Source organism: Planktophila turicensis (SeqCode) (genome assembly GCF_965234405.1).
Classification (GTDB): domain Bacteria; phylum Actinomycetota; class Actinomycetes; order Nanopelagicales; family Nanopelagicaceae; genus Planktophila; species Planktophila turicensis.
Genome location: NZ_OZ248346.1, coordinates 677,414 through 697,080, shown reverse-complemented (window position 1 = coordinate 697,080; position 19,667 = coordinate 677,414). Strand labels below are relative to the sequence as shown.

17 protein-coding genes, 1 tRNA gene and 1 pseudogene are annotated in these 19,667 nt (G+C 48.2%); 15 read left to right on the top strand and 4 right to left on the bottom strand.

All coding sequences use genetic code 11. The features are described from left to right. Positions 1-15 precede the first annotated feature (15 nt). Positions 16-99 (bottom strand) — tRNA-Leu (locus tag AC8GFK_RS03545). A gap of 100 nt (positions 100-199) precedes the next feature. On the opposite strand from AC8GFK_RS03545, the gene AC8GFK_RS03540 reads away from it, so the two are divergent. Beyond that, entirely contained in the window at positions 200-1,534 is a 1,335-nt protein-coding gene (locus tag AC8GFK_RS03540; protein WP_506625781.1) for a M20/M25/M40 family metallo-hydrolase, read from the top strand. A gap of 11 nt (positions 1,535-1,545) precedes the next feature. Here the strand turns inward: AC8GFK_RS03540 and AC8GFK_RS03535 are convergent, their stop codons facing one another. Beyond that, positions 1,546-2,493: an aldo/keto reductase gene (locus tag AC8GFK_RS03535; RefSeq protein WP_506624688.1), complete on the bottom strand. Its 948-nt coding sequence runs from the start codon at positions 2,491-2,493 to the stop codon at positions 1,546-1,548. 68 nt (positions 2,494-2,561) lie between these two features. Here AC8GFK_RS03535 and AC8GFK_RS03530 point away from each other — a divergent pair, with 68 nt between their 5' ends. From AC8GFK_RS03530 to mshC, 4 genes are read left to right on the top strand one after another with little or no spacing between them, the layout of a single operon-like run. Continuing rightward, entirely contained in the window at positions 2,562-3,254 is a 693-nt protein-coding gene (locus tag AC8GFK_RS03530) for a histidine phosphatase family protein (protein WP_506624687.1), read from the top strand. Beyond that, complete coding sequence (locus AC8GFK_RS03525; protein WP_506624686.1) at positions 3,251-3,802, top strand: DUF3090 family protein; 552 nt, start codon at positions 3,251-3,253, stop codon at positions 3,800-3,802. The genes AC8GFK_RS03530 and AC8GFK_RS03525 overlap by 4 nt, the downstream gene beginning before the upstream one ends. Beyond that, a complete protein-coding gene (locus AC8GFK_RS03520; protein WP_506624685.1) occupies positions 3,799-4,500 on the top strand; it encodes an SCO1664 family protein in 702 nt (233 codons plus the stop codon). The genes AC8GFK_RS03525 and AC8GFK_RS03520 overlap by 4 nt, the downstream gene beginning before the upstream one ends. A gap of 15 nt (positions 4,501-4,515) precedes the next feature. Next, positions 4,516-5,757, top strand: a complete 1,242-nt coding sequence (gene mshC / locus AC8GFK_RS03515) for a cysteine--1-D-myo-inosityl 2-amino-2-deoxy-alpha-D-glucopyranoside ligase (protein ID WP_506624684.1) — start codon at positions 4,516-4,518, stop codon at positions 5,755-5,757. On the opposite strand, the gene AC8GFK_RS03510 is transcribed toward mshC, so the two are convergent. Further along, complete coding sequence (locus AC8GFK_RS03510) at positions 5,754-6,617, bottom strand: PAC2 family protein (RefSeq protein ID WP_506624683.1); 864 nt, start codon at positions 6,615-6,617, stop codon at positions 5,754-5,756. The genes mshC and AC8GFK_RS03510 overlap by 4 nt on opposite strands. 29 nt (positions 6,618-6,646) lie before the next feature. On the opposite strand from AC8GFK_RS03510, the gene metH reads away from it, so the two are divergent. Next, positions 6,647-10,159: a methionine synthase gene (metH, locus tag AC8GFK_RS03505; protein WP_506625767.1), complete on the top strand. Its 3,513-nt coding sequence runs from the start codon at positions 6,647-6,649 to the stop codon at positions 10,157-10,159. A 12-nt stretch (positions 10,160-10,171) separates the two neighbouring features. Here the strand turns inward: metH and AC8GFK_RS03500 are convergent, their stop codons facing one another. Continuing rightward, positions 10,172-10,924, bottom strand: a complete 753-nt coding sequence (locus AC8GFK_RS03500) for a RecB family exonuclease (RefSeq protein ID WP_506625766.1) — start codon at positions 10,922-10,924, stop codon at positions 10,172-10,174. A gap of 58 nt (positions 10,925-10,982) precedes the next feature. Here AC8GFK_RS03500 and AC8GFK_RS03495 point away from each other — a divergent pair, with 58 nt between their 5' ends. The 9 genes and pseudogenes from AC8GFK_RS03495 to AC8GFK_RS03455 all read left to right on the top strand — a co-directional run bounded on the left by AC8GFK_RS03495 (position 10,983) and on the right by AC8GFK_RS03455 (position 19,658). Next, on the top strand, positions 10,983-11,834 hold the full coding sequence (locus tag AC8GFK_RS03495) for a tRNA (adenine-N1)-methyltransferase (protein ID WP_506625765.1): 852 nt from the start codon (positions 10,983-10,985) through the stop codon (positions 11,832-11,834). Beyond that, positions 11,818-12,756 (top strand): helix-turn-helix transcriptional regulator, encoded by a 939-nt coding sequence (locus AC8GFK_RS03490; protein ID WP_506625764.1) that lies wholly within the window; start codon positions 11,818-11,820, stop codon positions 12,754-12,756. Before AC8GFK_RS03495 ends, AC8GFK_RS03490 begins: the two co-directional genes overlap by 17 nt. Then, on the top strand, positions 12,749-13,675 hold the full coding sequence (locus AC8GFK_RS03485; RefSeq protein ID WP_506625763.1) for a helix-turn-helix transcriptional regulator: 927 nt from the start codon (positions 12,749-12,751) through the stop codon (positions 13,673-13,675). Before AC8GFK_RS03490 ends, AC8GFK_RS03485 begins: the two co-directional genes overlap by 8 nt. 71 nt (positions 13,676-13,746) lie before the next feature. Continuing rightward, positions 13,747-13,899: pseudogene (gene tatA, locus AC8GFK_RS03480) on the top strand (Sec-independent protein translocase subunit TatA); the annotation flags it as partial. Positions 13,900-13,933: 34 nt separating this feature from the next. Continuing rightward, positions 13,934-14,749 carry a twin-arginine translocase subunit TatC gene (gene tatC, locus AC8GFK_RS03475; protein WP_506625762.1) on the top strand — a complete coding sequence of 272 codons (816 nt, stop codon included), beginning with the start codon at positions 13,934-13,936 and terminating at the stop codon, positions 14,747-14,749. Between the two features lie 16 nt (positions 14,750-14,765). Beyond that, positions 14,766-15,632, top strand: a complete 867-nt coding sequence (locus tag AC8GFK_RS03470) for a diacylglycerol/lipid kinase family protein (protein ID WP_506625761.1) — start codon at positions 14,766-14,768, stop codon at positions 15,630-15,632. Continuing rightward, a complete protein-coding gene (locus AC8GFK_RS03465) occupies positions 15,629-18,004 on the top strand; it encodes a DEAD/DEAH box helicase (RefSeq protein ID WP_506625760.1) in 2,376 nt (791 codons plus the stop codon). Before AC8GFK_RS03470 ends, AC8GFK_RS03465 begins: the two co-directional genes overlap by 4 nt. Then, the gene (locus tag AC8GFK_RS03460; RefSeq protein WP_095673525.1) at positions 18,001-18,903 is read left to right on the top strand and encodes a 5'-3' exonuclease; all 903 of its coding nucleotides are present in this window, start codon (positions 18,001-18,003) and stop codon (positions 18,901-18,903) included. The genes AC8GFK_RS03465 and AC8GFK_RS03460 overlap by 4 nt, the downstream gene beginning before the upstream one ends. A gap of 11 nt (positions 18,904-18,914) precedes the next feature. Beyond that, positions 18,915-19,658, top strand: a complete 744-nt coding sequence (locus AC8GFK_RS03455) for a polyprenol monophosphomannose synthase (RefSeq protein WP_506625759.1) — start codon at positions 18,915-18,917, stop codon at positions 19,656-19,658. Positions 19,659-19,667: the final 9 nt, after the last annotated feature.

Here is a 19,667-nt window from a genome sequence, read left to right as displayed (position 1 = left end):
CAACCACCGTAACTGTGTCCGAACGGGGACTTGAACCCCGAATCCCTTGCGAGAACTAGCACCTCAAGCTAGCGCGTCTGCCAATTCCGCCACCCGGACGAGTAACCCGCTCGCTCAAGATGTGAGTCTAAGCGTTCGGGCCGAAATAACTGGGTAACTATATCTAGCCACGCCTTCTCGCGCAAAAGTGAGCCAAGCCATCCAACCGAGAGAGTGCGAAACGAGGCAGAATACGGATATGACTCTCGAAGAAGAAGTTGTAAAGATTTGCCAGGATCTCATCCGTATCCCTTCAGTTAATTATGGAGAAGGAAGAGGCGACGAAAAAGCAGTTGCCGAATATGTTGTCGCATCTCTTGCAGAGGTCGGAATCAAGGCAACTATCTACGAGTCAGCGCCCAATCGCTGTAACGTGATCGCGAATATTGAAGGAGCAGATACTTCTCGCCCAGGATTGGTAGTCCATGGTCATATTGATGTAGTTCCCGCTAACGCAGCTGATTGGTCTGTCGATCCATTTGCCGCCGAAATTCGCGACGGCATGATCTGGGGTCGAGGCGCAGTAGATATGAAGAATGTCGATGCCATGATTCTCGCGATTGTTCGCAAGTGGGCCCGAACTGGCTACAAGCCGCCACGCAATATCGTTCTTGCATTCTTTGCCGATGAAGAAGCGGGAATGACATTCGGTTCACGATGGATGGCTGCTGAGCACCCTGAAGTTTTCGCTGGTTGCACAGAAGCAATTTCAGAAGTTGGCGGTTTCTCTGTAACTGTGGGAGATGGAAAACGACTCTACTTCGTTGAAGCTGCGCAAAAAGGTATTCACTGGATGAAGCTCACTGCAGCCGGTAGAGCCGGACATGGTTCCATGATGAACGATGAGAATGCGCTGACAGCACTTTCGGAGGCTGTCGCCAAAATTGGTAAATTCAATTGGCCTCAGCGTTATACCGACACCGTCAAAATTCTTTTTAAGAAGATCTCGCAAGCAACAGGGATGCCTTATGACGAAAAGGATTTGCGACCATTGCTCAAAGAGATTGGACCTACAGCGCGCATGATTGGCGCAACGCTACAAAATACTGCCAACCCAACAATGCTTGAGGCTGGATATAAGGCAAATGTAATCCCCGGAAGTGCCAGCGCTGTCATCGATGGGCGCTTCCTTCCAGGATATGAAGACGAGTTAAACGAGACGATTCGTTCGATTATTGGTCCAGATATCACCATTGAAACAGTTTCACGAGATATTGCTCTGGAAGTTAACTTCGAAGGTGATCTGGTAGATGCGATGTGTAATGCAATTACCAAACATGATCCAGAAGGAATTCCTGTTCCATATTTAATGAGTGGGGGAACGGATAACAAGGCCCTGTCAGAACTTGGAATCATCGGCTATGGCTTTAGCCCGCTTCGACTACCTGCAGATTTAGATTTCATGGCGTTATTCCATGGTGTTGATGAACGAGTGCCAATTTCAGGACTTGAGTTTGGTGTCAATGTTCTTGCTGACTTCTTGGAGAATTGCTAACTGACTAATTGTTAGGGAGCTGAAACCTCATCGAGTGCCTGACGAACAACGTCAGGAAGTGAGATCTCTTCAGAAGCAAGAATCCCACGCAGTTGCGCGCCGGTTCTAGCTCCAACAATCGCGCTAGTAATACCTGGTGTGTCTCGCACCCAAGCTAGGGCAACTTCAAGAGGTGCAAAACCTAAACCTTCGGCTGCAACGCAGACCGCTTCGACGATGCGTTGTGGCTTTTCACGTAAATATGGCTCGACATGCTTTACAAAGTGTGGAGCCGCAGCACGGGAATCGCTGGGAACTCCGCGACGATACTTGCCGGTGAGAACTCCTCGTCCCAATGGAGCCCACGCCAAAATTCCGACTCCGGTCTCGTCAGCACAAGGAAGTACTTCGCTTTCAATTTCACGATTGAGTAATGAATACTCAACTTGATGGGTGACAATCGGAGCCTTTGCGGAGTTGGTCTCTTGAATCGTGATCGCACGAGAGCTCTGCCATCCAGAGAAATTCGATATACCCACATAGCGAGCTTTGCCCGATGAATATGCATAGTCGAGAGCAGAGAGCGTATCTTCGAGTGGGTTATGAGGATCCCACGAATGAATCTGCCAGATATCTAGATAGTCAGTCTCTAGTCGTGACAGTGATCGATCGAGTTCTGCGATCAGGGTTTGTCGTGAATTGTTAACGGTTCTTACTCCATCAGGGAATGAAACTCCAGCCTTCGAAGCGATAGCGACATCTTCACGCTTAAAGAGAGTTCCAATTAGACCGCCGATAACTCTTTCACTATCTCCATCACCATAGGTTGAAGAAGTATCGAGAAAATTTCCACCTGCTTCGATAAATGCTCTGCATTGATCGGCTGCCTCGTGGGTATCCGTATCGCGACCCCACGTCATAGTTCCGAGCCCTAAACGGGAGAGTGAGAGCCCTGAATTACCTGCTCTTCTCATCTCCATGGTTGGCAACCCTAGCAATAGCAGCCTTCAAAGTTCGTTATTAGAAATAGCACGATAATCTTCGTGTTGTGGCTCGCCTAGTGTTTATTCGACATGCTCATTCAACAGCGAATGATGCAGGGATTCTTAGCGGGCAATTGCCTGGTGTCTCGCTGAGCAAAAAGGGAGAGAAGCAAGCCCGAGATTTGGTCGAGCGAATCGGCGCCAGTTCATTTGATAGCGCTCGAGTAAGTCCATTGCAACGTTGTGAAGAGACCATTGCACCTTGGCTTAACTCCAAGTATTCCAAAGGTCTTAAGAGCTATCAGATTGATGATGCTCTGATTGAGATGAATTACGGCTCTTGGAGTGGTCGAAAGTTGTCATCTCTCTCACGCGAGAAGATGTGGAAAGAGATTCAAGAACGCCCAAGTACCGTCCAGTTTCCTGACGGCGAACGAATGAAAGCAATGCAGAAACGAGCTCTCACAAGCGTTTCTAGCGCCCTGGCCGAGAAGAAGAACGGCACTCATCTCTTCGTTTCCCATGGCGATGTACTCAAAGCGCTTATTGCCTCCCTTCTTAAGATGAAGTTAGATGATTTTCAATCTCTCGTCATCGACCCAGCATCAGTAACAGTTATTGATTTTGACGGCAACAAATCTCGTCTTCTAGCCTTTAACGATTCTCATAGTCCGTTAGCGCCAATGACAGCGATGGAGAAAACGACTAAGGCGCTACTCGGTGGCGGTTCGCGGAAATCCATGAGCAAAAAGTCATGACATCTCGAATATTGCTCTTCGATCCAGTTGAACGTTTCGTAGCCGGAACTGTTGGGCAACCAGGGGAGCGCACCTTCTTCATTCAAGCTCGCAACGGTTCGCGATTGATTTCAGTTTCACTCGAGAAGTCGCAAGTACAGGCCCTCGCCGATCGCCTCATCTACATGCTCCGAGAAATTAAGCAGAGTGACCCCACAATTGCGATTCCGAAAATCGCTCGTGATGACGCGCCGCTGGATACTCCGATTGAAGAGGAATTTAGAGTGGGTGTTATTGGGATTGCATTTGATGACTCTCGTCAGTTGATTCAGATCGATTTACAGGCTGTCTCAGAAAATGATCAGGAAGAACCTGATTTCATCGATGTAGATGATCTCAGTGGCGATCAAGACATTCTGCGTGTCCTCATCTCTCCATCAGTAGCTGATCAATTCTCCAAACGTGCCCTCACTGTTGTAAGCGCAGGAAGATTGCCATGTCCATTCTGTGGTGGACCTATTGATATTCGCGGTCACCTCTGTCCAAGAGCAAACGGATATCGCCGATGAGTGAAATCATTGAACATCTAACCCTAGGGGATTTAGAAGTTACTGGTCGTCTTGTTCATGCCTCCAACGCAACGCTCTACGCAAACTGCACTTTCAATGGCTCAACAATTCCGGTCATCTATAAGCCGGTTGCTGGCGAAAGACCACTATGGGATTTCCAGGATGGCAATCTCGCCCAACGTGAGTTCGCTGCGTATTTCATTAGTGAACTCGGAGAATTCGGAGTCGTCCCACCTACTGTTTTGCGAGAGGGCCCATTCGGAATTGGAATGGTTCAACAATGGATTGATATCAACGAAGATATCGATCTAGCGATGTTCTACCGGGAAGATAACGTTGAGCTTCGCAAGATGGCTCTCTTTGATGCAGTAGTTAATAACACCGACCGAAAGATTGGTCACTTACTTCCAATTCGTGAAGACCTTGTTCATGGCTGTGACCACGGGGTAACTTTTCATGAAGATGACAAGTTGCGCACCGTTCTTTGGCAGTGGGCAGATAAGCCGCTATCTCCAATAGAGATCGATCGACTAGAGAAACTCGAGATCGCCGTCCGCGATTCATCAGAACAACTGCTTCAACTAATTTCTGAGAACGAGTTTTCAGCGCTTTTGGCACGTATCAATAGGCTGTTGAGCGAAAAGAAGTATCCGTCTCCGAGCGATGAGTGGCCTGCTGTCCCATGGCCACCGTTTTAAGTTAGGGTGTGAAATATGCGCGCCTGGCCAGATGTATATCTACCCGAGCTTCCTGCTCGCTTTAGCGTTCCGCAACTTTCGCTTTTCAATACGGCAACCCAAAAGGTCGAGCCACTTCCGAAGAAGTCTCTCTACAGAATGTATGTCTGCGGAATCACTCCTTACGATGCCACGCATCTTGGCCACGCAGCCACATACCTAACTTTTGATCTCATCAATCGATTCTTACGTGCGACGGGTGCGCAGGTAGATTTTGTTCAAAACATCACCGATATCGATGACCCGCTATTAGAGCGCGCTCACCGCGATGGTGTTGATTGGAAGGATCTTGCGCAATCGCAAATTGATCTCTTCAGAGGCGATATGACCGACTTACACGTGATTCCACCTAAGGATTACATTGGAGTTGTCGAGGCCATGACTCTCGTTGTTGATGCAGTTCAAAAGTTGAAGAACGCGAACACATCGTATGAGGTTGGTTCAGATATCTACTATCGCGTTCATTCTGACTCCGAATTTGGAGAACGCTCGCATTACTCGCAAGAGAAGATGCTCGAAATATTTGCCGAGCGTGGTGGAGATCCACAGAAACCTGGAAAAGAAGACCCACTCGATGCTTTGGTCTGGCTTTCACAACGTGATGGTGAACCAGGATGGCCAAGTCCATTCGGACCAGGCCGTCCTGGATGGCATATCGAATGCTGCGCCATCGCGCTTCATTACCTGGACCCCGATTCGAACGATGAATACGCTATCGATATTCAAGGTGGCGGAAGCGATTTAATCTTTCCTCACCACGAGATGTCTGCAGCACAGAGCCGAAGCATCAACAATCAAAGGTTCGCGCGTAGCTACGTGCACGCTGGAATGATTGGTCTTGATGGCGAGAAGATGAGTAAGTCGCTGGGCAACTTAGTCTTCGTATCAAAACTGATTTCTGCAGGTATTAATCCCGCTGCCATTCGATGGGCGCTCATGGGGCATCCATACTCAAGCGACTTAATGTGGAGCGATTCTCTCATTCAGAAAGCTTCTATTGATATTGAACGATTGCAACTGAATCTTGCGTGTATGGAAGTTGCGCCCACAGATTCGGTGATTGAGAAAATCCTTGATGCGCTTTCAAATAATTTGGATACACCAAGTGTTCTTGCATCAATCACAACGTGGATGGATGAGACCGAAGCTGGAGTAACGGGGGGAGTAGCCGGAGAACTTTCTCGTGCACTCGATACTCTGCTGGGAATTACTCTTTAGTTCTCGCTCTGTCTGCGAAGAAAACGTTCTAATTCTCGAGCTATTGATTCACCTGTTGCTTCGGGAAGGTCGGATGAGTCTTTGCTCTCTTCAAGTGCTTTCACGTACTCGGCCACATCCGCATCTTCCTTAGCCATCTCAGTGACTTCTTCTTCCCATGATGCTGATTCATCAGGAAGATCGCCTAGCGGAAGGGAAACTTCGAGGAAGTCTTCAAGTGCATTCACGAGTGCAAGAGTTGCCTTCGGCGATGGAGAGCTTGAGGCGTAATGTGGAATTGCAGCCCACAGTGAGATTGCATCGATGCCACGTCGCACGCACGCATCCTGAAGTACTCCGAGAATTCCTGTAGGTCCTTCGTATTTACTAATTTCAACACCAAGTCGACGAGAAATCTCTGGGTGAGCGCCGCTTCCGCTGACTGTAATCGGACGTGTATGCGGTGTATCGGCCAACATCGAACCTAAGGTGATAACCATATCCACTTCAAGATCATCAGCAAGATCCAAAATGTCAGCAGCGAAGGTCTTCCACTTCATTGATGGCTCAACGCCACGAACCACCACGAAATCATGTTTGAGATCAGGTGTTCGAAGACCGAAGACTTGAGTGCCGGGCCAGGTAAGGCTGCGAATACTCGAATCATCAACTTCAACCATGGGGCGATTTACTTGAAAATCATAGAAATCTTCGGGATCGACATCTGCAATGAGTTCGGGGACAACATCAGTTGAAGGGTCGGTCCACGAGGAGAGTAAATGTGAGACAGCGCCGGTGGCTGCTTCGCCAGCATCGTTCCAACCGGAAAATGCAATCACCATCACAGGTGAGCGCAGGTCAGGAATCTTATGAATCTCCATGACGTACACCTTACGATAACCTCTGCACCATGACGAGCGATAAGAAGGCAGCATCTGTAGCTGATGGCCTTCTCCGTCAAGCACTTTCTAGCCGCACCGTGATTGCTGATGGAGCCATGGGAACCATGCTCCAGGCGGCAGATCCTTCTCTTGAAGATTTCCAAAACCACGAGGGTTGCAATGAGATTCTCAACGTTACTCGTCCTGATTTAGTGCGTTCAGTTCACGATGCCTACCTCTCGGTTGGCGTAGATGCCATCGAGACCAATACCTTCGGCGCTAACTGGGCAAATCTTGCAGAATACGGAATTGAAGATCGCATTTACGAGCTTGCATTTGCAGGTGGAAAGATTGCGCGTGAAGCTGCTGATGCTTTCAGTACTACAGATAAACCTCGCTTCGTCTTAGGTTCACTTGGGCCCGGTACAAAGTTACCTAGCCTTGGCCACACAACGTATTCACATTTGAGAGATGCGTACTACACAGCATCCAAAGGACTCGTAGATTCTGGTTCGGACGCACTTCTGATTGAGACCACCCAAGATTTGCTGCAGGCAAAAGCTGCGGTCAATGGTGCACGTAAGGCAATTACAGAGTCCGGACGAGACGTCATGTTGATTGCGCAAGTAACTGTGGAAACCACGGGCACAATGTTGCTCGGTTCTGAAATCGGCGCCGCACTCAACGCCCTTGAACCTTTAGATATCGATTTGATCGGCCTTAACTGCGCAACTGGTCCTGCTGAGATGTCAGAACACCTTCGCTATCTGTCCAAGAACGCGAACTGTGCAATTTCAGTAATGCCTAATGCTGGCTTGCCGATTCTCGGAGCAAAGGGTGCGGAATATCCGCTTGGACCTGAGGAATTGGCTACAGCGCTTGAAACCTTCGTCAATGATTATGGAATTTCACTCATTGGTGGATGTTGCGGAACAACGCCAGCCCATCTTGCAGCCGTTGTCGCAAGACTCGATCGCCATTCTGTAAAGTCACGCGTACCTGAACTAGATCCTGGTGCCTCTTCGCTCTATCAATACGTTCCGTTTAGACAAGATAAAACTTACTTAGCCATTGGAGAGCGCACCAATGCCAATGGTTCACGCGCCTTCCGAGATGCACTTGTTGCAGAAGATTGGGCAACGTGTGTTGAAATCGCGCGCGATCAAATTCGCGACGGCGCTCATATGCTCGACCTTTCCGTTGACTATGTAGGCCGTGATGGCGCACGCGATATGTTTGAAATCGCTTCACGTTTCGCAACTGCCTCAACGCTTCCCATCGTTCTTGATTCGACAGAGCCCGCGGTCTTAAAGGCAGGTCTTGAAGCTCTCGGTGGGCGTTGCGTCATTAACTCAGTCAACTATGAAGATGGTGATGGGCCTACATCTCGCTTTGCGCGCATTATGCCTTTGGCGCAAGAACATGGAGCATCTGTAGTTGCACTCACTATTGATGAAGAAGGACAAGCTCGTACTGCCGATTGGAAACTTCGCGTGGCTCGTCGCCTGATTGAAGATCTCACTGGCAACTGGGGGATGAATGTCGGAGATATCTTGATTGATACTTTGACATTCCCAATCGCAACCGGGCAAGAGGAAACTCGTCGTGATGGAATTGAAACAATCAGCGCAATTAAGACCTTAAAGACCGAATATCCACGAGTTCAGACAACTCTTGGAGTCAGTAACGTCTCTTTCGGACTTAATCCAGCTGCGCGAGTTGTTCTCAACTCAGTCTTTCTTCACGAGTGCGTTGAAGCAGGACTTGATTCAGCGATTGTTCATCCTTCGAAGATTATGCCGATGGCGCGTATTGAAGCCCGTCAAAAAGAGGTTGCCCTAGACCTCATCTACGATCGTCGCACCTACGACGGCGATGTATGCACATACGATCCTTTACAAGAGTTCCTGCAGCTCTTTGAAGGTGTCGAGTTAGCAGCCTCAAGAAATATTCGAGCCTCCGAACTTGCAGCTCTTCCACTACGTGAACGCCTTGAACGCCGCATCATCGATGGCGAAAAGGTAGGTCTTAACGAAGATCTCGATACAGCAATGGCTGAAGGAATTGCACCTCTTGCCATCATTAATGATCATCTTCTCGAGGGCATGAAGGTTGTGGGCGAACTCTTTGGTAAGGGCGAAATGCAGCTCCCATTCGTTTTACAGAGCGCTGAAGTGATGAAATCAGCAGTCGCATATCTCGAACCACATATGGAGAAGACCAGCGATGCCGGACGTGGACGTATGTTGCTTGCAACCGTTAAGGGCGACGTTCACGATATCGGCAAGAATCTTGTTGACATCATTCTTTCCAATAATGGTTACCAGGTTGTCAATATTGGAATCAAGCAGACAATCAATCAGATTATTGATGCTGCGCTAGAAAATGAAGTCGATGCAATTGGCATGTCAGGACTCTTGGTTAAGTCAACCGTTATCATGAAAGAGAACCTCGAAGAGATTACAGCTCGAGGACTTTCAGATAAGTGGCCAGTCGTTCTTGGTGGCGCAGCCCTTACCCGCGCATATGTAGAACAAGATCTTGCCGCAATATTTCCAGGTGAAGTTCGATACGCCCGTGACGCATTTGAAGGTTTGCGTCTGATGGATGCGATCATGGCCGTTAAACGCGGGGATGAAGGCGCTGAACTTCCAGCTCTTCGTGAACGTAAAGTGAAAGCCGTTGCTCGTAAGTCAGAGGATCGACCAATCGACACAGTGCGAAGTGATGTCGCACTTGATATCGATATCCCTAAAGCTCCATTCTTTGGTTCGCGAATTGTTAAGGGCATTCCTCTTGCAGATTACGTTGGAATGCTTGATGAGCGCGCTCTCTTCATGGGGCAGTGGGGTCTTAAGGGTGCACGTGGTGAATTCGAAGCGATGGCTGAGACAGAAGGACGCCCGCGTCTTCGTAAGCTTCTCAATGAAGTCCAATCCAATGGTTGGCTAGAAGCTGCTGTTGTCTATGGATATTTCCCATGTGTTTCAGAGGGAAACGATTTGATCATCCTTCATCACGAGGGACCTGATGCAGGTAAAGAGCGAGTTCGTTTCTCATTCCCTCGCCAGTCTCGTGATCGCAGATTGTGTTTAGCTGATTTCTTTGCCTCGAAGGATTCGGGCAAAACAGATGTTGTTGCTTTCCACGTTGTCACAATGGGAAACACTGTAAGCAAGGCAGCTAACGAGCTCTTCGCAGCCAATGCTTACCGTGATTATCTTGAACTCCACGGTTTGTCTGTGCAACTTACTGAAGCACTTGCTGAACATTGGCACGCGCGTATCCGTGAAGAGATGGCAGTTCGTGGTGAAGATTCACCTGATTTGCAGGGAATTCTGGATCAGGGATATCGCGGTTCACGTTACTCATTTGGCTATCCAGCGTGTCCCGATATTGAACAGCAGACTCAACTCTGTGAACTTCTTGAACCAGGGCGTATCGGTGTTGAGCTTTCAGAAGAGTTCCAACTGCACCCTGAGCAGTCAACATCTGCAATCATCGTTCACCACCCAGAGGCTAAGTACTTCAACGCCAACTAAAGTTTTAAATGATTAGTTGTGGGCAGGGCAGATTGCTTTAAAGAAACACCAATCACATAGTCGAGATTTCTTCGTCGGGAAGTGATTGGTCTCAAGAGCGGTCAGAATTTCATCGCCAATATTCTTAAGAATCTTCTCTGTCGATTTCAACTGAGCCTCGGTTGGTTCACTCTTTACGATGCGTGAATCACCGAGATAGATGAGCTGAAGTAACTTCGGTAAGACGCCTTCGTTCTGCCAATACAGGAGTGCATAGACGCGTAATTGGAAGAGCGCTTTCTCTTCCCAACCAGGCTTAGGAGATTTGCCTGTCTTATAGTCGACGATACGAACTTCACCGGTTGGTGCCACATCGAGACGGTCTACATACCCATGCAGATAAATCTCTTCAGATATATCGCGTTCTAAATGAAGTTCGCGATAGGTAGATTCAAAGGTGGGAGGTTTTTCTAATGAGAAATAATTGGTGAGTAACGCCTGGGCTCGGTCGAACCACTCTTTCTCGTCAAGTACGAGAGCCGCTAGTTCAGGCTTACCTTCGAGTTGCTCGCGCCATTTTGTAGGGAGGAGTTTGAGAGCTGAATCGAAGGTACGAGAGTTGGCGGGGAGTTCAAAGAGATCTTCAAGTACTGAGTGAATCAACTTGCCACGTTCGGCATCGATACTTGGCGGTTCAGGCAACTGGTCTACAGCGCGATATTTGTAGAGCTGTGGACAATTGGTGAAATCGTTCATGCGGCTAGGGGAGAGGCGTAACGGTTCCATCGCACGGACGATACAGCGAGGTTCCGACAGGATGGTTACTTTCACCTAAGATGCGCTTGTGTCTAAACAAGGGTATTTCCAAGCGGGCGATCGAATTCAACTTACCGATCCAAAGGGCAAGCTATATAGCTTCACGATTACCCCAGGCAAAGAGTGGCATACCCATAAAGGCTGGATTACTCACGATGATTTGATCGGGTTACCCGAAGGTTCGGTAGTAAGTACTACCGCTGGCTTGAAATTCACCGCCTTCATTCCGTTACTCGCTGATTACGTTCTTTCAATGCCTCGCGGTGCCACCATTGTCTATCCAAAAGATGCTGCGATGATTGTTGGTGTAGCCGATATTTACCCAGGAGCACGTGTTCTAGAAGCTGGCGTTGGTAGCGGAGCTTTGACTCTTTCTTTACTTCGCGCAGTCGGTCCACAAGGTTCGGTTCACTCTGTCGAACGACGCCAAGACTTTGCCGACAATGCCACCGCAAATATCACGGACTACTTTGGCGAGAAGCCAGCCAATTGGTCACTCGATGTGGGGTCTGTTCAGGAGAAAGAGTTCACAGAGGAATTCGATCGCGTCATTTTAGACATGCTCGCACCATGGGAATGCGTTGAAATGGCTGCAAAGGTTTTGCGTCCTGGTGGAGTTTTCCTTGCCTACGTTGCAACCACTACTCAGCTTTCGGCGACAGCCGAAGCACTTAAAGAAGATGGACATTTCACTGAACCAGAAAGTTCGGAGACAATCGTGCGCGGTTGGCATCACGAAGGTCTGGCAGTTCGTCCGCAGCAGAGAATGATTGGTCACACCGGTTTCCTCATTCAAAGCCGTCGCATGGCTCCTGGTGTCGATGTGCTACCACGACGCAGACGTCCAGCAAAGGGTGCCTACGGTGTCGCGGAAGAGTGAGCGGCTCATTAATCTCACCATTGCGCTCTTAGCAACGAAGAGATTTATCACAAAGTCTGAAATCTTTAAAACTATCGAAGGATACGATGGAAACGCTGAATCTAAAGAGCGAATGTTCGAAAGAGATAAGGATGATCTTCGCTCCCTTGGAATAGAAATTGAAGTCGGTTCCTTCGACCCGCTCTTTAACGATGAGGCCGGTTATCGAATCAAGCAAGAGAGATACCAACTTGATCTTGGCCAGATCACCCCGCTTGAGATTTCTCTCCTCTCTTTAGCAGCACAAGCTTGGCAAGGAGCTTCACTTGATGATGCCGCGCAGCGAGCTTTAGTTAAATTGAATTCGCTAGGAATTGCCGTTGATGAACAGAATTTGCCCGATACCGTTCCCTTTTTCTCAGAAAGCGGCATTGATCTACCTGTAATCACTCGAGCTATTGCAGAACATCAGATCCTTGAATTCACTTACAGAAACTATGAATTGTCAGAAGAAGTTAGGCGCATTGTTCCCATAGGTCTATCAACCCGTTCTACCTTCTGGTATTTCACTGGTGTAGACCAGGACATCGAGGAGATTCGAACATTCCGCTTCGATCGAGTAATCGGAAGTTTTTCGGTAAAAAAGGGTCCAAAAGATTTCGAAACTCCTGAAAACTTCGATTCAAAACGAGTTTTTGAAGGCGATAAGAATCTCCACGCTGTCGTAGATATTCGGCACGGGAAGGGTAGGTCGCTTCGCGCATTGGCCTCGTCGACAGAATCTAAAGGCGAGTGGGATCAGGTTCAGATTCCAATCCTAGATATGCGAACTCTCGCCGGCTTGATTCTCTGGCATGGAGAGGATGTTTATGTTCACTCACCGATTGAACTCCGTGAAAGCATCATCACAAGTCTCAAAGAGTTGGTGAATACACATGGCTAAGAACGATCAGAGGAATTCTGCCAACCCTCTCGAGCGTACTTCTCGGATGTTGGATCTCGTTCCATATATCAACACTCATCAGGGAATCTCAATCGTTGAATTAGCGGGAGTATTTGAAGTCTCCACCGAACAGATGATCAACGACTTAACAACTCTCTGGATGTGTGGCCTTCCCGGCTACACGCCACTAGAGCTGATGGACCTAGATTTTGAATCCGGTTATGTCTCGATAACCAATGCGCCGACCCTGGCAAAGCCTCGTTCAATCACGCACGAAGAGGGTGTTGCACTTGTGCTTGGTTTAGATGTTTTACGTTCTGCAATCTCAAGTGAAAGAGAAGATTTGATCGAAGCGATTTCTTCTCTTTCACAACGTATCGCAGACTTAGTTAAACTTCCCATGGCGTTGACTGCATCAACCGACTTCAGCCATGAAGTGACCACATCAATAAAGGATGCAATCGCTCATCGCAGTGGTCTTAAGATTGCCTATCACTCGCTATATAAAGATGAGATTTCAACAAGAGTCGTATTGCCATTAGAGATACTCGAGAACCAGGGGTACCTCTATCTGCACGCGTACTGTTCAACAGCCAAGGATTTCAGGCATTTTCGAATAGATAGAGTTCAATCAGCCGAAACCGCTGAAGTCGAACAACCTTCTACGACATCACCCGAGAATCCCGAGAAGCTTCGTTTTCAGGTAAGAGTGGTGAGGCCAACCAGGGATGTTGCTGAACGCTTTGCAGAATCCCACCTGGATGCCGGGACCGTCTTCAAAGGATCATCATTTTCACAACAATGGATTTCAAGATCTGTCTTTGCATCGGCAGGGGCGGTCGAACTACTTTCCCCAGTGGATATTCGAAGTGAAATCGCGAGAAGAGCGGAATCGATACTCAATCGTTATGAGAGGTAAATTCCTCGCCTACCCATTCAAAGATACCTGGTGTAATCTATGGTCAAATCTCACGTTAAGGAGTTCGCACTATGAATTTAGGCCCAAGAGAAATCGTCATTCTGCTTATTGTTGTTCTGGTCCTTTTCGGCGCGAAGCGTCTCCCTGATTCAGCCCGTTCTCTCGGCCGCTCAATGCGAATCTTCAAGAGTGAAATGAAAGAGATGAAGGCCGACGATTCAGTTATTGAAGAAGACGGCAAAAAAGAGAAGTAATCCCATGGCATCTTCACCAAAAGGACAGATGCCGCTCATCGACCACTTACGAGAACTCCGGAAACGAGTTCTTACTTCGGCACTTGCAGTTGCTGTGGCATTTGGTGGGGGATGGTATTTCTACAATTCAATCCTCGTCACCTTGGCTAAACCTGTCTGCGATTTGCGCGAGGCTCAAGCATCAGGAGCTGCAAGTTGCGGAGCTCTCTATATCAGTGGCGTCTTAGGTCCACTAGATCTGCAGATAAAGGTGGCGTTGATGACCGCCGTCATAGTCTCTGCTCCTATTTGGCTCTTCCAACTTTGGGCTTTTATAGCTCCCGCACTTCACAGAAAAGAGAAGCGCAATAGCGTTCTCTTTGTCACGGCAGCAACGCCATTCTTTATGATGGGTGCAACCCTTGGCTATCTGATTCTTCCGGTTGCCATAAAGGCGCTCCTAGGTTTCACACCAGGAGCGGTGAGCAATTTGGTTCGCTTTGATGATTACTTAGATTTCGTACTGAGAATAATCTTGTTTGTTGGTCTCGCTTTCGAACTTCCCATATTCCTACTTACATTTAACTTAATCGGTTTCTTGAGAGGGCGAACTATCCTCAGGCCATGGCGGGCGTGGGTGTTCGCAATCTTCTTCGCCGTCGCCGCTCTCTCACCAACAGCTGATCCAATGAGTATGGTTTTGTTGTCGGCACCTTTGATTCTCTTCTACTTCATGGCAGGTGGTATCGCTCTCCTTGTCGATAGGAAGCGAGATAGAAAAATCGAAAGTTTGGAAACCGGCAGCACCAGAATTGAAGCACCGACCTCAATTACCGAATAGCCGATAGAGTCGACCCATGTGGGCGATAGCGATCAATCCAACCTCTGGCCATGGCAAAGGAATCACTGTTGGCCAATCGGTTGTACGTTACTTCTCAGAACGCAGCTTTGATTACCAGGTTTTCTCAGGACATAGCGCTGCAGATTTAAGATCTCATCTGGAGGCTTTTCTAGATTCTCATACCTGCGAAGGCATAGTTAGTGTCGGGGGAGATGGATTGGCTCATCTAGTTCTCCAGATAGCTGTTCCGCGACATATTCCCTTCGCGGTAATGCCAGCGGGGACAGGTAATGACATCGTTCGCACTCTTGGTTGGTCACTTGATGACGTTGATTCATATCTTGATCGAGTCACCTCGATACCAGCTAAACCCATTGATCTTGGAAATGTTGATGGCGAATGGTTTGCTGCGATTCTTTCAACAGGGTTCGATTCAGTTGTAAATGAGCGAGCCAATGAACTGGCTTGGCCAAAGGGACCGCAGAGATACAACGTAGCAATCGCTCTAGAACTTCCGAAGTTTAAACCGCTATCTTACGAGATCACTCTGGATACGCACTCGATTACGACTGAGGCGATGCTCATCGCCATTGGTAATGGCCGTTCTTACGGCGGTGGAATGTATGTATGTCCGCAAGCGCAACTTCACGACGGGCTCTTTGATGTGATGGTTTTAGAACCGGTCTCAAAGGTTGAGTTCCTCAAGGTATTTCCAAAGGTCTATTCCGGTTCTCACATCACACATCCAAAGGTGAAGATCTATAGATCAAAGCGAGTCAAACTTGTAGCTAATGCGATTGCTTATGCTGACGGCGAGAGAATCGGTGCAGCACCAATTTCAGCTGAATGCGTGAGCAATGCTGGACTTACGTGGGCGCTATGACGACTCCTGCAGAACGTTACGCCGCTGCCAAACAACGTGGAAAGCACCCACTCACAATTGCATTTATCGAGCAGTTCGATTTCGGCTTCGACGAGTTTCAAATCAAGGCCTGTCAAGCAGTTGAAGATGGCAAGGGTGTTCTCGTCGCTGCACCTACTGGAGCTGGCAAGACCGTTGTCGGTGAGTTTGCAGCATTTAGCGCACTCGCTCAAGGTAAGAAATGTTTCTATACAACACCAATTAAGGCTCTCTCTAACCAGAAATTTCAGGAATTTGTCGAGCGCTTTGGCGAGGATCGCGTAGGTCTTCTTACGGGCGATACCAACATCAATTCCGAAGCAGATGTTTTGGTGATGACTACCGAAGTGCTTCGTAATATGTTGTACGCAAATTCAACCACGTTGAAGAATCTTGGCTCTGTAGTCATGGATGAGGTCCATTACTTGGCAGATAAATCACGTGGTGCAGTATGGGAAGAAGTTCTCATCCACTTGATGGAGAGTGTTCAGGTAATTTCACTCTCTGCAACCGTTTCCAATGCTGAAGAATTTGGTGACTGGCTCGGTGAAGTACGGGGATCAACCGAAGTCATCGTCTCCGAGATCCGCCCAATTCCTCTGTATCAGCACGTTCTTATCGGTGATCGCCTCGTGGATCTATTCCGCGAGCAAGGGCGGATTAATCCAGAGATATTGGGACTCGAGCGTGAAGCGCTTCGACAAGTACGAACTCCACGCCATCGACGTGAGCGCTTCGGTGATGGCGATAGCAGATTGACGCGACCTGACATCATCGAAAAGTTGCAACGTGAGAACTTGCTTCCAGCAATCACCTTTATCTTTTCTCGCGCTGGGTGCGATGCTGCAGTCAAACAATGTTTAGCAGCTGGAATTAAGTTGACCAATACTGAAGAACGTCTGGAAATCGCTGAAACCGCGGCAAGATATACGCAGAACCTTGCCGAAGAAGATCTCGAAGTACTTGGGTATCGTGACTGGCTGATTGCGCTCGAGCGCGGAATCGCAGCCCACCATGCCGGTTTACTGCCAAGCTTTAAGGGTGCGGTTGAAGATCTCTTTAAGCGCGGTTTAGTGAAGGCGGTATTCGCAACCGAAACCCTTGCACTCGGAATCAATATGCCGGCACGAACTGTTGTGCTTGAAAAACTCACCAAGTGGAACGGTGAAGCTCACGTTTCGATCACGCCAGGGGAGTACACCCAACTAACAGGGCGAGCTGGTCGTCGCGGTATCGATATCGAGGGTAATGCTGTAGTCCAGTGGTCTCCAACTGTTGATTCAGCAACTGCGGCAGGACTCGCATCAACTCGTACCTATCCTCTTCGTTCATCGTTCACTCCGACATACAACATGTCTATCAATCTTATTGCGCGGTTCGGTCGAGAGCGTGCCCACGGAAGTCTCGAGTCTTCCTTTGCTCAGTTCCAAGCGGACCGCGCTGTTGTCGGTTTAGTTCGCCAAATTAAGAAGAATAATTCTGCAGCCGCAGAGCTAACGGATTCTGCACAGTGTCACTTGGGAGACTTTTCAGAGTACTCCAGAATTCGAATTGATATTAAGGATCTAGAGCGTCTATTGAGTAAGCGTGATGGTCGACGCAGTATCGACCAACGCCAGCGCGTGAAATTAGAGAATGAACTTGATGGAATGCGTCGTTCACTGCGCCAGCATTCATGTCACTCTTGCAATGATCGGGAAACCCACGCTCGTTTTGCGGAGAAGGCTGATCGTTTAAATCGTGAATCTGAGGGTTTGCGTGCACGAGTTGAAAACCGTACCCACGTAATTGCTAAGACCTTCGATCGTATCTGCGATGTATTGACCCACCTTGGTTATATCGAAGGGGAGAAGCCGCTAGAACAAGGCAAGATTCTTGCGAAAATATTTGCAGAATCTGATTTATTACTTACCGAATCTATTCGACGCGGAGTATTTGATTCTCTTACCCCGCCCGAGTTGTTATCGGTTGCATCAGCGATGATTTATCAGGGCCGAAGCTCTGAACCATATGCGCCGAAGATGCCAAATGACAACGTTGCAAATGCTCTCGTTGCAGTGTCGAAGATATGGATCGAACTAGAAGCAATTGAAAATGAGTTCGATGTGAAGACACAACGTGAACCTGATTTTGGATTCTGTTACGCATCATTCCGATGGGCCAATGGGCACTCGCTCAGTAGTATTCTCAAGGGAACTGATATGACAGTTGGTGACTTTGTGCGAAGCATCAAACAACTCATCGACTTGCTTACTCAAATTGGCGGAGCTGCGGAAGAACTTCGACCTGCCTGCCGTGAAGGAATCAAACGCTTGGATAGAGGCGTCATTTCATATATGTTGGGCGATCTATGACACTGATGCTCTTAGATAGCGCCTCACTTTGGTATCGCGCTTATTACGGAATGCCTGACACCTTGCTCTCACCTTCAGGTATGCCGGTCAATGCGATCCGCGGTTATCTTGATATGACTGCTCGTCTCATCGGTATGTACTCACCAGATCGCATCGTTGCCTGCATTGAAGGCGATTGGCGTCCATCGTGGCGCGTAGATCTATTCCCGGATTACAAAGCTAATCGTCTTGAGGATGAGAGCGATGAAGAGGAAGAGCCAGAAACACTGACACCTCAGATTCCAGTTCTTCTCGATCTTCTCGATGCATTCGGTATACCAATGCTTGGTGTTGATGATTACGAGGCTGACGATGTCATGGCCACCTTCGCCGTTAAAGAGAAAGGGCCAATCCGTGTTGTGACAGGGGATAGGGACCTCTTCCAGATGGTTGACGATAAGCGCGATGTAAAGATTGTTTATCTGGCACGCGGAATTTCTCAACATGATTTAGTTGATAGCAAATGGGTTGCGGAAAAATATGGAATACCAGGGGATAGGTACGCACTCTTTGCCATGTTCCGTGGAGATCCATCCGATGGATTACCTGGTGTTCGCGGAATCGGAGAGAAGGGGGCTGCCCTCATCGCCAACCACTTCTCAACGGTGGATGAGGCACTCGCCGGCGCTAAAGCTGAACATGAAGCTCTCACGAAATCTCTAGCGAAAAAGATTATTGATGGCGCTGACTACTTAAAGATCGCACCAACCTTGGTGCATTGTGCAAAAGATGTTGCAATTCCGAAGATGGATATCTCGATGCCAAAGAAACCCGATGATTTGTCGACGATTTATCAGATGAAGGATGAGTACGGCCTTGGTGCCAGCGTTGATAGATTAATATCAGCGTTAGGCTGGTAAGGGGAGTAAATATGAAGCCGGTTATCTTGATTCCGACTTACAACGAGTCAATTGCGATTGTTGAACTTCTCAACCAATTATCGACTTTACATAATGTACGCGATTTCGATGTTGTCGTTCTTGACGACAATTCTCCTGATAAGACCGCGGACATTGTCGACTCGATGAATTTTTCCTGGGTGAGTGTTCTCAGGCGTCCAGGTAAGGCTGGGCTAGGCGCTGCATATCGTGCTGGTTTCGATCATGTTTTGTCCATGAACAAGTATTCAAGGATTGTCACTATGGATGCTGATGGATCGCATCGAGTTGAGGATCTACCGGCAATGCTTGATGCAACCGATTCACTGGTTTCAATCACTTTAGGTACGCGTTGGATGGCTGGCGGATCGGTTGTTAATTGGCCGAAAAGTAGACAATTACTATCTAAATCTGGCACCAAATATGCACGTATTGCACTGGGCATTCCTTTAAATGATTTAACTGGAGGATTCCGTGTCTACAGTGCAGCTTTACTCAACAAGTTAAATCTTAAAGATATGACTGCAACCGGTTATTGTTTTCAGATCGAAATGGCGATGGCATCTGAATTAGCTGGCGCTGAAATGGTCGAAGTTCCAATTACCTTCGTAGAACGCATTAATGGCGTTTCCAAGATGAGCCGAGCGATCGTCATTGAAGCTCTGTGGCAGACAACTCTGTGGGGCTTTGCTAGACGCTTACGGCCTAACGCCGATAAGTTACATTATGTAAAGTAAGAAGAATCA